General features: G+C 69.8%; 11 protein-coding genes. 5 read left to right on the top strand and 6 right to left on the bottom strand.

What is annotated here, in order from left to right:
• Positions 1-112: 112 nt before the first annotated feature.
• Positions 113-688 carry an ABC transporter substrate-binding protein gene (locus HUW62_RS38470; RefSeq protein ID WP_163863920.1) on the bottom strand — a complete coding sequence of 192 codons (576 nt, stop codon included), beginning with the start codon at positions 686-688 and terminating at the stop codon, positions 113-115.
• Between the two features lie 228 nt (positions 689-916).
• On the opposite strand from HUW62_RS38470, the gene metK reads away from it, so the two are divergent.
• Positions 917-2,098, top strand: a complete 1,182-nt coding sequence (metK, locus tag HUW62_RS38465) for a methionine adenosyltransferase (protein ID WP_163863919.1) — start codon at positions 917-919, stop codon at positions 2,096-2,098.
• A gap of 87 nt (positions 2,099-2,185) precedes the next feature.
• On the opposite strand, the gene HUW62_RS38460 is transcribed toward metK, so the two are convergent.
• Entirely contained in the window at positions 2,186-3,007 is an 822-nt protein-coding gene (locus tag HUW62_RS38460; protein WP_176437240.1) for a class D beta-lactamase, read from the bottom strand.
• A 289-nt stretch (positions 3,008-3,296) separates the two neighbouring features.
• Here HUW62_RS38460 and HUW62_RS38455 point away from each other — a divergent pair, with 289 nt between their 5' ends.
• Complete coding sequence (locus tag HUW62_RS38455; RefSeq protein ID WP_255203892.1) at positions 3,297-6,080, top strand: CHAT domain-containing protein; 2,784 nt, start codon at positions 3,297-3,299, stop codon at positions 6,078-6,080.
• A gap of 42 nt (positions 6,081-6,122) precedes the next feature.
• Positions 6,123-6,767, top strand: a complete 645-nt coding sequence (locus tag HUW62_RS38450; protein WP_163863916.1) for a hypothetical protein — start codon at positions 6,123-6,125, stop codon at positions 6,765-6,767.
• A 66-nt stretch (positions 6,768-6,833) separates the two neighbouring features.
• Here HUW62_RS38450 and HUW62_RS38445 read toward each other — a convergent pair whose 3' ends face one another.
• Together HUW62_RS38445 and HUW62_RS38440 are read right to left on the bottom strand one after the other, a co-directional pair.
• Entirely contained in the window at positions 6,834-8,432 is a 1,599-nt protein-coding gene (locus HUW62_RS38445) for a TIGR02996 domain-containing protein (protein ID WP_176437238.1), read from the bottom strand.
• Between the two features lie 38 nt (positions 8,433-8,470).
• Positions 8,471-8,941 carry a YchJ family protein gene (locus tag HUW62_RS38440; protein ID WP_163863914.1) on the bottom strand — a complete coding sequence of 157 codons (471 nt, stop codon included), beginning with the start codon at positions 8,939-8,941 and terminating at the stop codon, positions 8,471-8,473.
• A 124-nt stretch (positions 8,942-9,065) separates the two neighbouring features.
• On the opposite strand from HUW62_RS38440, the gene HUW62_RS38435 reads away from it, so the two are divergent.
• Positions 9,066-9,959, top strand: a complete 894-nt coding sequence (locus tag HUW62_RS38435) for an undecaprenyl-diphosphate phosphatase (RefSeq protein ID WP_163863913.1) — start codon at positions 9,066-9,068, stop codon at positions 9,957-9,959.
• A 16-nt stretch (positions 9,960-9,975) separates the two neighbouring features.
• The gene (locus HUW62_RS38430; protein WP_163863912.1) at positions 9,976-10,599 is read left to right on the top strand and encodes a CoA pyrophosphatase; all 624 of its coding nucleotides are present in this window, start codon (positions 9,976-9,978) and stop codon (positions 10,597-10,599) included.
• On the opposite strand, the gene HUW62_RS38425 is transcribed toward HUW62_RS38430, so the two are convergent.
• On the bottom strand, positions 10,590-12,008 hold the full coding sequence (locus HUW62_RS38425; RefSeq protein WP_176437237.1) for an MBOAT family protein: 1,419 nt from the start codon (positions 12,006-12,008) through the stop codon (positions 10,590-10,592). The genes HUW62_RS38430 and HUW62_RS38425 overlap by 10 nt on opposite strands.
• 1 nt (position 12,009) lies before the next feature.
• Positions 12,010-14,857: GDSL-type esterase/lipase family protein (locus tag HUW62_RS38420; RefSeq protein WP_255203891.1), on the bottom strand; the 2,848-nt coding region annotated here is incomplete at its 5' end.

Below are 14,857 nucleotides of genomic sequence, written 5' to 3'. Positions count from 1 at the left end.
GTCATCGACCAGGCAGGAGGGGGAGGGCGAGACTACGCCAGGCGTCGCCCCCTCGGAACCCCTCCGACGGCCGGGGGCCTGGTGGCCTGGCCGTCGGGAGTGGGAGCGGCGGCTACTTCTTCGCCAGCTCCTGCCGCATGCGCTCCAGCAGCTTGTCCCAGCCACCCTGGGCCAGCAGCGGCTGCACCTGCGTGTCGCGGATGTCCTGGAGCATGGAGGAGCCCAGCACCGTCACGTCCACGACCTTCCACGCGGAGGCGTCCTTCACCAGCCGGTACTTCAGCTTCATCTCCTGCGTCTTCAGCGGGTGCTTGATGAAGACGACGGAGTCCACCGTGGCCTCGTTGCCCGTCACCTCGGCGGGGGAGTAGACGATGTCCTCCAGCGACTTGAAGTTCTCCCGGACGCGCGGGAAGGCGATCTTCGCGAACAGGCCGTGGAAGAGGGTGACGAACTCCTTGCGCTGCGCATCGGTGCCCTTGGCCCACGAGTCGCCGAGCAGGAACTTCCCCTGCTCCTCACCGCCGAAGAGCTTGAGGGCCGCCGCGTCGCGCTCGTAGCGCACGGACGTCACCACCGTCTTCACCGGCTTGACGACCGGGTCGTCCTTCTTCGGCGCCGCGGCCAGTGCGGGCACGGACAGGGTGAAGGCGACCAGGAGGGAGAGGGTACGGAAGCGGGCGTTCATGTCGGGCGAGTCCTCCACAGCGAATGCTCGGCGTTCTGTTAGCCCAGGAGAACGCCGGGCGCCTCGCGAAATTCAACCCCGGATGCTCGGCGGCCGGGCTCCAAGCCCGCTCGCCCCGCATGGCGGACACTCGAATGAAGCGGGCTTGCTGGCCGTTTGACTCCCTTGGGACCACACTTTAGTGTCCGCCCGCGCGCGCGGTATGCGCCCCCCTTGCACTGAGACGACATGCCTACCGACTACCTGTTCACGTCTGAATCCGTCACCGAGGGCCACCCGGACAAGATCGCGGATCAGATCTCCGACGGCGTCCTGGACGCCATCATCGCCAAGGACCCGCAGGCTCGCGTCGCCGTGGAGACGCTGGTCAAGACGGGCCTCGCGATTGTCGCCGGCGAGGTGACGACGAACACCTACGTGGACATCCCCAAGATTGTCCGCAGCACCATCTGCCGGATTGGCTACACCGACAGCTCCATGGGCTACGACGGCAACACCTGCGGCGTCATGGTGGCCATCGAAGGCCAGAGCCAGGACATCGCGCGCGGCGTGGACAACAAGAAGGAGCAGGGCGCCGGTGACCAGGGCATGATGTTCGGCTTCGCGTGCGACGAGACGCCGGAGCTGATGCCCGCCCCGCTGCACTACGCCCACGCGCTGACCCGCAAGCTGGCGGACGTGCGCCGCAAGCAGCACGACTGGCTTCGTCCCGACGGCAAGAGCCAGGTGACGGTGGAGTACCGCGAGGGCCGCCCGGTGCGCATCGACGCGGTGGTGGTGTCCACCCAGCACTCGGACGACGTCTCCAACAAGAAGATCCAGGAGGCCATCCGCGAGGACGTCATCGCGAAGGCGCTCCCCAAGAAGCTCATCGACAACAAGACCAAGTTCTACATCAACCCCACGGGCCGCTTCGTGGTGGGTGGCCCCATGGGCGACTCGGGCCTCACCGGCCGGAAGATCATCGTCGACACCTACGGCGGCATGGGCCGTCACGGTGGCGGCGCCTTCAGCGGCAAGGACCCGTCCAAGGTGGACCGCTCCGCCGCGTACATGGGGCGTCACATCGCCAAGACGGTGGTGGCCGCGGGTCTGGCGACCCGCTGCGAGGTGCAGGTCTCCTACGCCATCGGCGTGGCCGAGCCCGTCAGCGTCATGGTGGAGACCTTCGGCACCGCCACGGTTCCCGAGGAGCGCATCGCCAAGGCCATCCGTCAGACGTTCGGCCTGAAGCCGCGCGAAATCACGGAGCACCTGGACCTGCTGCGGCCCATCTACCAGAAGACCGCCGCGTACGGGCACTTCGGCCGCACGGAGAAGGAGTTCACCTGGGAGCGCACGGACAAGAAGGACGCGCTCAAGGATGCGGCGAACAGCACCTCCACGGGCCGTCGCCTCAAGGTGGTCTGAGTTCCTCTCGCGAACGCCCCGACGTCCGGGGCTGACGCGAAAGCCGAGATGGGCCGCCTCCCGAGTGGGAAGCGGCCCATCGTCGTTTCAGAGCAGGCCTTGCGCCTTGAGTGCGTCGATGGCGCTGGAGAGTGCTGGCGAGCGCGCCGGGGACTTGCCCGGGGGAGAGCGCACGGCGCTGACGAAGACGTGGCGGCCCTTGGGAGAGGCGATGTGGCCCACCAGCCAGGTGACGTCACCCTCCGCCTTGTTCGGGTACCAGCCCGTCTTGGCGCTCAGCACCGCGCCCTCCTTCCAGGGACCGCCCAGGTTGATGCCGTCGCGGACGCTGGCCACGGTGTCCGGTCCGTGAGTCATCGTGCCCTTCACCTTCTCCAGAACCTGGGGGCTGACGGGGAGCTCGCCCCGGAACATGCGCGCGAGGAAGTCGAGCTGCTCGTCGGGGGAGATGCGCAGGGGACCACCCAGCCAGAAGAGGGTGATTTCGCCGGAGGCGTCCTGCGTGCCGTAGTGGAAGCGCTTGAGCCAGTCCTCCATGCGCTCGCGGCCGATTTGCTTCGCCGTGCCCTGGAAGAACCACAGCGCGGAGCGGCGCATGGCCGTGTCCAGCGTCTGGTCCTGGTTCCACATCGCGATGGAGTGCTTCGTGCCGTCCCACTCGCGCACCTCGTCCACGCTCGACACGACACCTGTCTCCAGGGCGATGAGCGCGTGGGGCACCTTGAAGGTGGAGGCGGGAGGCAGCCGTGTGGCGCACTTCGCCGCGTCGTTGCGAGTCACCTTGCCTGTCTCCAGGTCCATCAACAGGAAACAGCCCGGGTGGGCCGGTGGGGCCTTGGGCGCGGCGGCGAGCGCGCTGGAGGTGGCGAGGGTGAAGAGGGCGAGCAGGGTCGAGGGGATGCGGAACATGGGGCTCCGGTTCTGCGCGACGGGGGTCGAGCTTCGCGCGTCGGGGCCGGTGCGGGAGCAAGGCTTGCGCCAGGGCTCGCGGCCCGCCGTGTGAGGGGGGAGCCCGTAGGTGCGCGGTCCTCCGGACACGACGCCGTGGTGCCTCGTCCACGGGCTCGCGGCTCGAAGCCCGCGCGCTCGTCAACTTCGACCGTGCACGTGGAGCGCCGCGTCCCGGCGGCATCGCGATGACGAAAGAAGCGGCGTAGCGTCCGGCGGGAAGATTCTGGAGCCCTGCCGTTGGGTGGGCATGGGCTTCCAGGGCACATACGCGGGGAGTACGGCGGTGGATGACGGGTCCTGGTCCTCGATTCCGCGGCCGAGGTGGGCCGCGCTCATGGTGGTGGTGGGCATCGCGGGAGCCGCCGCTGTCGCGGCGGGTTTGCGCTCGCGGTGGAGTCCCACGCCCGTATCGCCGGAGCTGTTCCTGACCGGCGCTCCGGTGCGCACTCTGGAGGCGCGGGTGAGCTATCCCGGCGCGGACGTGCACCGTCCCTATGGACCGCTGCGCTCGGGGGATGCGGGCGGTCCGCCTCCGGCGCCGCTGAGCGAGTTGGCGCGGCTGGAGGCCGAGGGCGACATGCATGGGCTCGCGGCGGCCTATCTGGTGCGCCGCAACGCGGAGCTGGCCGCTCCCTATCTGGCGAAGGCGGGGACGTCTCCGGACGTGGCCAGCGACAAGGCCATCATGGCGTTGGACCAGGGGGACTCCGCCACGGCGCTGGCGCTGTTGGAGGGGGTGCTGAGCGCTCAGCCGAAGCATGCGCAGGCGCTGTGGAACCGCAGCCTGGTGCTGCGGGACCTGGAGCTGTGGGCGCTCACCGCGCGCTCCTTCGACGCCGTGGCCGCGCTGGGAGAGCCGGGCTGGGCGGCGGAGGCGAAGACTCGCGCGGACGCGGCGCGCGCTCGGCTGATGGGCACGGAGGACCGGCGCGAGATTTCGGCGCGAGGACATGCGCTCGTGACGCAGGGCGAGCCCGTGTCCGCCGAGGTCCTCCGTGCCTACCCCGGCATGTTCCGCATGTACCTGTACGAGGCCATTCGCGCGGCGCCCTCGGTGGAGCGGCTGCGCGCGCTGGAGCCGATGGCCGCGGTCCTGGATGCGCGCGATGGCGGCACGGCGCTGGGCGATGCCATCCACAGGGCGAGCGGACGCGACTTCCAGGTCCGCGCGCCCCTGGCCCGTCGCTACCTGGAGCTGTACCGCACGCATGACGTCGCCGGTGGACTCGCCACGTTCCTGGAGGAGCTGCGGGACGCCGGCGAGATGGACCTGTACCTGGGCGCGCTGGTGCGTGAGGAGAAGGTGGGGGAACGGCTGGAGGAACTCGCGCCGCTCATCACCCGACTCGGAGACCCGTGGTTCACACTCCTCTTGGCGCACGAGCGCGCCAGCGTGGCCATCTCCCGAGGAGAGCTGCTCCAGGCGGAGCAACACCTCCTGAGCGCCGCCTCGCTCTGCCAGCAGCATCCCCTCGGTTACCGTTGCATCCCGATTGAAGCGGACCTGGGTGATTTGTATCGCCAGCTCCATCGACTGGCGGAGTCCCACCGTCACCTCCAGGCCGCGCGCGCCCTGTACCGCACGGACCCGAGGTGGGGCGAGACGCAGCTCCTCCTCCAACTCGGGCAGCTCGCCCGCTACCAGGGTGACGCCGCTCAGGCGCGGGCGTACCTGGAGGAAGCGCTCGCGCAGCGTCCCGATGACTGCACCATCCGCCACTTCGTCCGCTCCAACGACGCGCTGGCCTTGCTGGGGACCTTCTCCGTGGAGCAGGCCCGGGAGCGCATGCGCGAGGCACTGTCCTGCAAGACGCCCTTGCTGCTCTCGGGAGCGAAGACGCTCTCGGACCTGGCGCGGCTGATGCCAGACCCGGAGCAGGACGCTCGACTGGTGGCGGGCATGTCGGAGCGACGCCAGCAGCACACGCTCACCCCGGGCGAGGCCGCGTTGCTCACGCACATCGAGGGTCGCTTCCTGGTGGAGCAGGACAGGGCGCGCGGCGAGGCGTTGCTCTGGCAGTCCATCGATGAAGCACGGCGCCTTCCGTCCACCAGCGTCGATGCGCGGAAGGCCCGCGCCTACAGCTACACGTCGCTGCTCTTCGCGGCGGCCCGGGCGGGAGAGTCCGAGAAGGCGTTCCAGCTCTTCGGCGAGGAGCTGGGCGGCGCGCTTCCCGGACAGTGTGTCCTCGCCGTCACCGTGGATGTCGAGCGGACGCTGGTGCTGGCGCGTGGCCCGGATGGCCGGCTGGTGGAGCACCACGATGCGAGCCGCCGCACCCCGCTGGATGAGGAGCTCCAAGGGCTGGTTCCCGAGTCGGTGACGGCGATGCTGCGGGCGTGCCCGAGGGTGGAGGTGGTGGCGCGTCCTCCGCTGCATGGTCGCGCGGGGCTCCTGCCCGAGGACCTGGCGTGGGCCTACCACGTGGTGAGGCCACAGCCGTCCGTGCCGGCGACCAGCATGGGGCGTCGGCTGGTGGTGGCGGAGGTGCAGGCGCCCGCGTCGCTGGGGCTGCCCGCGCTCGGTGGATGGGCGGGGCTGCCTGGGGATGACGCCACGATGTTGTTGGGGCGGCAGGCCACGCCTTCAGGGGTGCTGGAGGCGATGGCGGACGCCTCGCAAATCGAGGTCCATGCCCACGGCTTGATGAACCCGGATGTGTCCGAGGCGTCGCTCCTGGTGTTGTCCCCCGAGGCGGGTGGCCGCTACGCGCTCACCGCGGGCGAGGTGCGCGCGACGAAGCTGCGAGGCCAGCCCCTGGTCATCCTGGCCGCGTGCCGGGCCGCGCATGGCACCACCTGGACGTATGAGCGCTTCAGCCTGCCCGTGGCGTTCCTGGACGCGGGGGCACGCACGGTGCTCGCGGCGACGGTGGATGTACCCGATGCCGAAGCGGGACCTTTCTTCAATGCGGTGCGTGAGCGGATTCAGCGCGGAGAGCGCGCGGCGAATGCACTGCGAGACGTGCGGATGACGTGGATGCGGCGGGACCCGCGCAGTTGGGTTCGCTCCGTCCTGGTTTTTGAATGAGGGCGGGATGGGCCCGCCTGGTTCGAGTGGAGGGGGAAGACGATGAAGAACATGAACAAGTGGATGATGTGCCTGGTGCTCGTGGGTGCGGTGACGGGATGCCGCACGCTGGGCACGCGACCGGTGACGCCGAGCCCGTCGTGCCCCGAGCCCGGTCCGATGCCGAAGACTCCCAAGGTCCAACGCCTGCCGCCCAACGCGCGGTTGCCCGAGGGCGCCACGCAGATGGTCATCGGGCTGTGCCCCAGCACGGGCAGGTTCCTCGCGCTGGGCGTCAACCCCGGCCAGAAGACCTTCGCCTACGCCGTATCGGGTGACCGCGTCTCCAGCGAGGCGTTCCTCGCGCAGGTCCACCGCAAGGGCATCCCCACGACGACGTTCACCGCGCCGGTGAGGGCTCGGGGCGAAGGCTCCGTGGGGACCGACGCCGTCGACGCGGGCTCCAACCCGCGGCAGGGCAATCAGGGGGGAAACGAGGAGCAGAGCGCGCCACCGCCGTATGACCCCTGCACCAACCAGTCGGATGAGATTGGGGACAAGCCGCCGCCGGACCCGGAGGACGAGGGAGGTGCGGTGCCGGATGGCTTCGCGGCACTCGCCTGGAGGACCGCCAACGCCGTCGATGACACCAGTGACGCGGCTCCCGCTGCCAAGCCGTCGCCGTCCGGAACGACGGTGCCTCGCTAAGCGTGGGTGAAGTGACGAGGCCCGGAGACGTCACGCCGGGCCTCGTCGCGGTTCCTCGCGAGCGCTTCAGGTCTCGAGCGTGCCGCCGAGCGCCTTGAGGCGTTGCTCGACTTCAGCCTTCACGTCCGAGCGCAGCCGATGGGCCAAGGTGAGCTTCGAGCGCTTGAGCCGCGCAATCTGTTCGAGTCCGGCGAGGAGGTCGTCGCGCACGAGCTGCTCGTGGGGTTCGTTCATCGTCGTGGTGAAGAGGTGGACCGCGTGCTTGCCATCTGGCTCGCGCACGAAGCGGAAACCGTAGCTCCAGTCCTTGGAGTCGTTGAGCACCAGTCGGAAGGTGGCGTCTGGGACCTTCAGCTTCGGCACGAGCGGGAAGAACTCCATCGCCGCCAACGGGATTTGGGGGGCGCTCACGTAGATGCGAACCTGGAGTCGCTCCATCCGGGACACGAGCGGTGTTGCCAGGAAACCGGAGACCGACCAGGGGAAGAGGAAGAGGTCCAGGTGGCGCAGCGAGGGGAACGCGCTGGGGTCCTGGCCCAGCTCCGTCCAGACGTCCACGGCGCCACGTACCGCCAGGGACTCGAGCCGAGGCCTCTTCGCCAAATCCCGGAGCCCCACGTCGCTGTACGCGAGCGAGCGCAGCGACTTCATCACCGGATGCGTGGTGATGTCGTAGTCGCCGCGACCTTCCAGATGCTCCACCGTGGCCCACAGGGGATGGCCCGCCACCTTCTCGATGGCGCTCTGGGTGGCGCGCGCGTTGCCCTGCTTCAGCGCGGCGTGGGACAGGAAGCCTCGCGTGAAGATGCAGTCGGGCTTGAGCGCCTCGTCGAGCGGGCCGAGCAGCTCCTTCCGGGCGCTCTTGAGCAGCAGTTGCTCCCGCTTGCGCTCGGCGGCGGTGAGGGGCCGCCGGGTGGCCTCGAGCTGGAGCGCGATGAGCTCGCCGCGTGGGTGGCCCTGCTCCAGCAGCACGTCGGCCAGCACGGCTCGGGCTTCTTCGTCCTTGGGGTTCGCGAGCACCTGGGCCAGCAGGTCCTCCGCGTCCTCGGCGTTGCGGGGCTTCGGTGGCGTGGACTCATGAAGGGCCGTGTCGAGCTGGGCGAGGACCTTCGCATCGCTGGCTTGAAGCCCGGCGTCCTTCGCGGCCTCGAGCTGGACACGAATCCGGTCGACGTGGCCAGCGAGGAACTCCTCGAAGTCCTCCTGCTTGTCGTAGCCCGCGCGCGCCTTCAGCATCGCGCTCGCGGCCTGGGCATCCCGGATGCGGCGCGCCAGGGGAGCCAGTCGTGTCCAGAACGGACGGGCCCCGGAGCTGGTGAACGGCGGGTCCACGAACCAGCTCGCGACCTGGCGGTCGATGCGCGGGTCCTCGGGCCAGTCCGCGAGTGTCTCCAGCCGACCCCGCCCCTTCACCGAGCCCTTGTCGAGCAGCGCGGCGAGCAGCGTCGTGAGGTTCGCCGCGTCGGGCTTCTTCGCGAGCGGATCCCAATCCTTGGGCGGGGGGATGTCGTCGGAGAGCTTCTGTCCCACGGTGACGATGCGGTCGGCCAGCGCGGTGTTCGGCGTGGCGCGCCAGGCCACGAGCAGACTGTCGAGGACGGTGTTCCAGTCGCCTCGGTTCGCGGGCTCCAGCAGAGAGGCCAGCTTCAGGGAGGAGGAAGGCATCTGGCGCCTCGGTCGACGTGTGGGGGCCAGGACCGGACTCACTTCGGGAAGTTCGCGAGCGTGAGGGATTCCGGAGGGACGGTCAGCTCACCGAGCATGAGCGTGTCACCGGAGAGGTAGCGCCAGCCGGTGCCGTCGTGGCGGAAGTCGGACCGCTCCACGAAGGAGCGCTCCTTGCCCTTCTCGAACACCTTCGCGAAGAAGAGCACCTGCGCGGTGCCCTGGGCGTCGGGCGCCTGACGGTCCATCACCACCAGCTTGGGGAACTGGTGGGCCTGCGCGAAGGCACGCAGCTCGCGCACCACCACGTCTTCGGGTCTCGCCCGGTCCGGGTGGCTGGGGTGAAGTGTCTTCCACAGGTACGTCGGCTCGCGCTGGGCGAAGGCGGCGTAGCGGCTGCGCATCAGTCGCTCGGCGTCCGGCGGTTCGGCTTCGCCCCGGTGGAAGGGGGCGCAGCACTCGCGGTAGCGCAGTCCGGAGCAGCAGGGGCACGGAGGGGCAGGGGGCATGGCGCGCCCTTCAGCCTACCTGGACGGGGCGCCCAGGGGGACGCCGCGTGCTCGCCTCGCCACACACGCGGAGGTTCGCCCTTGCTGGCGGCGGTGTCCGGGCATACATCCCGGGACCGCGCCTATGAGCCTCCTTGAAGCCATCGTCCTGGGACTGGTCCAGGGTCTCACCGAGTTCTTGCCCATCAGCTCCACCGCCCACCTGCGCATCGCGCCGGAGCTGTTCGGGTGGAAGGACCCGGGGGCCGCGTACTCGGCGGTCATCCAACTGGGCACGGTCGCCGCGGTGCTCATCTACTTCCGCAAGGACATCGTCTCGCTGGTGACGGCCTTCTTCCGCGGGCTGGCGAAGCGCGAGCCCTTCGGCACCGTGGAGTCCCGGCTGGCGTGGTTCGTGTTGGTGGGCACGCTGCCCATCGGCATCTGCGGGCTGGCCTTCAAGAAGGCCATCGAGACGCAGTTCCGCTCGCTCTACGTCATCTCCGGCAGCCTCATCGTCCTGGCCATCATCCTCTTCGTGGTGGAGAAGCGCGCCTCGCACAAGCGGACGCTGGCCGACATGACGTGGCGGGACGGCATCCTCATCGGCCTGTGGCAGGCGCTGGCGCTCATCCCCGGCTCGTCGCGCTCAGGCACGACGCTCACGGGCGGTCTGTCGCTGGGGCTCAAGCGCGAGGACGCGGCGCGCTACTCGTTCCTGTTGTCCATCCCCGCCACCTCGCTGGCGGGCATCTTCGAGCTGAAGCACCTGCTGCAAGCCACCGAGCGACCCAGCGCCGTGTCGCTCTGGGTCGGCACCCTGGTGGCGTTCGCCTCGGGCATGGCGGCCATCGCGTGGTTGTTGAACTACCTGCGCTCGCGCACGACGCTGGTGTTCGTGGTGTACCGCGTGGCGCTCGGCCTGCTGCTGCTGGGCCTGCTCCAGGCGGGCAAGCTCAAGCCGCTGTCCGGCGTGGAGAACCTGGACGTGCCTCGCGAGCCGGGGAAGCAGCAAATCGAGAAGCAGATCACCGACTAGTGGGGAGGCGGGCGTCGTGAGCGTGGAGGCGTTGTTCCAGGGGGTGGAGGCACGGCTGTCGGCGCGTCCCGCTCGCAATGTGGACCTGCCGGGGCTCGTGCTGCGCGAGGCCTCCGTGCTGGTGCCGTTGTTCGAGCGCGACGGCGTGCCGCACGTGGTCTTCACCCGACGCCCGGCCACCCTGCGCACGCACGCCAACCAGTACAGCTTCCCGGGCGGAGGCCGCGACGCGGAGGACCTCACGCCGCTGCACACCGCGCTGCGCGAGACGGAAGAGGAGCTGGGCATCGACCGGCGCGGCGTGCGCGTGCTGGGCATGCTGGACGAGGTGCCCACCATCTCCCAGTACCGCGTGCGGCCCTTCGTCGGCGTGATTCCAGGGGACGGCAAGTACCAGCCCAGCCCGGAGGAGGTGGCCTTCATCCTGGAGGTGCCACTCGTCAGCCTGATGGACCCGGCCATCCTCCGCGTCGAGCGCAAGGAGGTCTTCGGCGCCGAGCGCGACTTGTACTTCTACACGTACGACACCCACGTCATCTGGGGCGCCACCGCGCGCATCCTCCGCGACTTCCTGGGGCAGCTCGCGCAGGTGCCCGGCCTGGAGTCGGTGCTCACCGCGCCCGGACGGCGTCAGAACTGAAGGTACACGTACGGCCGCGTCTCCACGGCCGACAGGTGGCGGATGCCCAGGCCCAGCACGACGAGGGCCACGGCGCGCACCGGCACCGGCATCCGGACGAACACCTCCGACGCCACCGTGTAGAGCTTCATCGGCACCACGTGGAAGAACACCGCCGCCGCCAACATGCCCCACACCAGCGGGCTGACGTTGGCGATGCCCGGCACGCCCTCCATCATCCGTGCGTAGAACTCCCCCGCGTGCGTCATCGTCTTCGCGCGGAACACCACGCGCGTCAGCACGACGATGGTGAACGTGGCCAGCATCCCCATCGCGATGCGAGGGACACCCGGCTTCTCCGGCTTGCCCACCCACCACTCCCAGCACCGTGACAGGCCCAGCACCGCGCCGTGCACGCCACCCCAGACGGCGAAGCGCCAGTCCGCGCCGTGCCAGAGGCCGCCAAGCACCATCACCGTCATCAGGTTGAACAACACCCGAGGCTTCGACACCCGGTTGCCGCCCAGTGGCCGGTACAGGTAGTCCCGCAGCCAGGTGGACAGGCTCATGTGCCACCGGTTCCAGAACTCGCCCAGGTTCTTCGCCAGGTACGGCCGGTTGAAGTTCTCCGGGAACTTGAAGCCGAACAGCGCCGCCACACCCAGCGCGATGTCCGAGTAGCCCGAGAAGTCGTAGTAGAGCTCGAAGGTGTAGGCGATGGCCGCGACGATGCACTCAGCGGAGGCGTACTTGTCCGGCGAGGCGAACACCGGGTCGACAATGCCGCTGCCCAGCACGTCCGCGATGACCAGCTTCTTCACCAGACCCACGGCGATGCGGAACATCGCCTGTCCGCCTTCTTCCGGCGTCAGCGTGGGCACGTCCTTGAAACGCGCCATCAGCTCCGACGCGCGGACGATGGGCCCGCTCACCACGCGCGGGAAGAAGAGCATGTACAGCAGGTGCTCGATGAACGAGTGCTCGGAGCTGGCCTTCCCCCGGTACACGTCCACCGTGTAGCTGATGGCCTGGAAGACGAAGAACGACAGGCCCAGCGGCAGAATCAAATCGAACGGCGTCTCGCGAACATGGATGCCCCAGGACGCGGGCACCAACTCCAGCGCCGTCTTGCGCAGAAGCTCCAGGTACTTGAAGCCCGCGAGCAACCCCAGGTTCGACACCACGGACAGCGTGACGAACAGCTTGCGCAGGCCCTGCGACGTCGCGCGTCCCATCCCCTTGACGAGCAGGTGGTCCACCGTGACGCCGATGAGGAAGATGATGAGCGGGAAGGGCGTGAACGCCGCGTAGAAGTAGACGCTGGCCACCAGCAGCACCAACAGGCGCGGCCAGTAGTGACGGTGCACCGCCCAGTACAGCGCGAACACCGCGATGACGAAGACCAGGTACTGGAGGCTGTGCGACAGCACGTCAGTTCCCCTCCATGCGCGCGGTGGGCTCGGTCTTCTTGCGCAGCTCGTACGCGGCCAGGAAGTCCCGCGCGAAGCTCGCCGCCAGTCGCTCGTAGCCCTCCGGCGTCAGGTGCACGCCATCCGCGTGGCCCAGCACCGGACGGGAACGCTGCCAGCGCAGCATCGCCCGCTCACCGCCCATGGCCGCGCGCGGAGACCAGTACGCGCAGCCCGCGTCCCGAGCCACCCGAGGCAGCGTGTCCAGCACCGACGCCAGCGCGGGCGCCTCCGTCCAGCGGCCATTCGCGTCCTGCGCCAACCGGTCCGTGGGGCCCATCAGCAGGCACTCGGCGTTGCCGGTGGCCTTGCGCAATCGAGCGATGAGCGCGGGGTAGTCGTTCGCCACCGCCGCCGCGTCCAGGTCCGACTTGCCGGCCTCGTTGGTGCCGTACCAGAAGACGAGCAGGTCCGGCCGACGCGAGGCGAGCTGCGCGTCCACCGCCGCCGCATCCATGCCTCCGAGCGTGGAGGCCATGGCTCCGGGCAACCCCAGCGCGTCCAGCACCACGCCCGGCGTGTCGTACTCCAGCGCGGCGCCCAGCACGGTGACGCCGCTGCCTTCCGGTGCCATGACTTCCACCTCGTGCGAGGGGCCGGTGACGGGGAAGGAGCGGATGCGCACCATCGGCGCGGTCAGCGGCTCCGGCAACGGCGCATCAGGAGGCATGTCCTCGCCATCCACGCGGATGTCCGGCGCCTTCGCGTCCGGCACGTCGAGCGCGTACAAGTCGAGCCGCCCCGTCGTCGAGGCCTTCGCGTTCGGGCAGTCCTTGCAGAACTGGATGCGCAGCTTCGCGCCCGGCGAGCCCACGGCGCGGATGCCGGTGAGGCCCCACAGTCCGCCCGGCTCGGCTTCCATCGCGTCCTCCACCTTCCAGTCGCCCACCAGCTCCCGCGTCACGCGCGCGTTCTCCAGGCGAGGGGACGCCTTGCCCGCGGCGATGAAGCCCCGGCCCGCGTCCCCGAAGCGCTTGGTCAGCACCCCGCGCACCGCGTCCGTGAAGTAGTGCGAGGCGGTATGCGACGCGCCGAGCTGGGCGATGCCCACGCGCAGGGCCTCGCCGGACTCGCGGCGGCGCAGCCGGTCGAACGTCTTCGTCAGCGCGGTGTCCGCGTCCTGCAACCCCGGCGCATCCGCCACCGGCACCAGCGGCGCGTGCACCTTCGCGAAGCTTCGCTGGAGCGCCAAATCAAAGAGATGACCGAGCAGGTCCGAGCCCTTCGCGCGCGGGTGCACCAGGTCCTCCAGCATCAGCCCGGCCTCCAGCCACCGGAGGGCCGCGCCCTCGCCACCCATGGCGGTGTACGCGTCCCAGAAGGCACAGCCACCCAGGCGCGCCTCCTCGCGGAAGATGTCGGAGACCTCCTTGGAGCCTCGACGCGGCACCAGCTCGCCGCCCATGGTCCGCACGCCCGCGTCGATGGGCGACATGACGAGGCACGCCGCGTCCGGCACGTTGGCGCGCACGCGCGACACCAGCTCCTTCATCTGCGCGCGCACTTCCTCCAGCGTGGTGCGGTCGCGTGAGAAGAAGAACGCCTCGTTGCCGCCGACCATCAGCACCACCATGGCCGGCTTGCGCTGACGGAGCTGCGCGCGGAAGGCCGCGGGCTGGGCTCGCAGGTACACCTCCGCCATGCCGCCCAACAGGCCCACCGTGTCGTAGATGACGCCCGGCGTGCCCGTCTCCAGCGTCACGCCGTGCAGCTCCACCTTGCCGGACGTGGTGAGTGACAGCGTCTTGGCGCCCTCGGGCAGATTCACCCGCGCGAAGGCCGCCTCCGACTTCGTCTTGGAGAAGCCGCGCGTCTGGATGCGCTGCAGCGGCCGGCCATCCACGGAGAGCTGCACGGAGCCGCTGGACGGCTGGGCGAGGAAGAACAGCTCCGCCACCCGCGAGCCCTCCACGTCGTACTTCGTGCTCTGCGAGCCGCTCGCCGAGGTGAAGGCCACGCCCGTCCAGCCGACCCTGTCGCGGGGCCACTTGGTGTCCACCAGCCGCGCAATCTCCCAGCCGTCCGAGCCCCGTCCGGAGCGCGTCCACCGGCCCGCGCTGGCGGGGCGGGTGATGAAGAGGAAGCCCTTGCCGCCCGAGCCGAAGCGCTCCTGGAGCCTGTCTCGCACCACATCGGTGATGTAGTCCGACGCGACGAGCGAGTCCCCCAGGTGCACCACGCGCACCGGTGTGCGTCGCGTGTCCGCGCGCAGCTCCGTCAGCGCCCGGTGGAAGGGGGCGAGCCCGTCCTCCTCACAGGTGCCGTCCGCGCGCGCCTTGCGGCAGTTGGGCTCGATGTCGACGTGCTGGGCGCTCATCCGCTCGCGCAGCGCCTCCAGCTCCACGGCGCGCGCCAGCGACGGCGCGCTCAGCTCCTCCAGACCGATGCCCGGCACCGTGGGCACCGCGGGCGTGGGCACCGCGTCCACCACCTCCGTCCCCGCATCGTCCGCCGGGTCCTCTTCCGGCACCGCGTCCTGCTTGGGCGTGTCCGACGCCACCGCCTCGATTTCAGGGGGCGGGGCGGGGCGGCCTCCGGTGAAGGACGCGGGCAGCGCCAGCGCCACCAGCTTCGAGCCCAGGGGGCCTCGCTGGAGACTGGGCAGGGGGCGCCACGACTCTGGAATCGGGGCGAGCGAAAGCCCCAGCGCCAGCGCGACGGTGAGAACGAGCGTCAGCCCGGTGGTTCTGGCCTTGAAGAAGTCCAACAGCGCGGCATGAGACTGGCTTTTCGGGGGCGGGTCAAAACTCTCGCCACTCAGAGCCGCTTCATCGTCCGGAGGGCGGACAGGCGGGCTCGGGGGCTCTGAA

This window comes from Myxococcus sp. AM011 (assembly GCF_013372595.1).
Lineage (GTDB): Bacteria > Myxococcota > Myxococcia > Myxococcales > Myxococcaceae > Myxococcus > Myxococcus eversor.
Note: the sequence above shows the minus strand (reverse complement) of the source record. Positions and strands in the feature narration are given on the sequence as shown.

Coding starts and splice junctions, on each gene's coding strand:
- HUW62_RS38455 (WP_255203892.1), top strand. CDS start 3,297: ATGGGCTTCCAGGGCACATACGCGGGGAGTACGGCGGTGGATGACGGG.
- HUW62_RS38435 (WP_163863913.1), top strand. CDS start 9,066: ATGAGCCTCCTTGAAGCCATCGTCCTGGGACTGGTCCAGGGTCTCACC.
- HUW62_RS38470 (WP_163863920.1), bottom strand. CDS start 688: ATGAACGCCCGCTTCCGTACCCTCTCCCTCCTGGTCGCCTTCACCCTG.
- HUW62_RS38445 (WP_176437238.1), bottom strand. CDS start 8,432: ATGCCTTCCTCCTCCCTGAAGCTGGCCTCTCTGCTGGAGCCCGCGAAC.
- HUW62_RS38450 (WP_163863916.1), top strand. CDS start 6,123: ATGAAGAACATGAACAAGTGGATGATGTGCCTGGTGCTCGTGGGTGCG.
- metK (WP_163863919.1), top strand. CDS start 917: ATGCCTACCGACTACCTGTTCACGTCTGAATCCGTCACCGAGGGCCAC.
- HUW62_RS38440 (WP_163863914.1), bottom strand. CDS start 8,941: ATGCCCCCTGCCCCTCCGTGCCCCTGCTGCTCCGGACTGCGCTACCGC.
- HUW62_RS38460 (WP_176437240.1), bottom strand. CDS start 3,007: ATGTTCCGCATCCCCTCGACCCTGCTCGCCCTCTTCACCCTCGCCACC.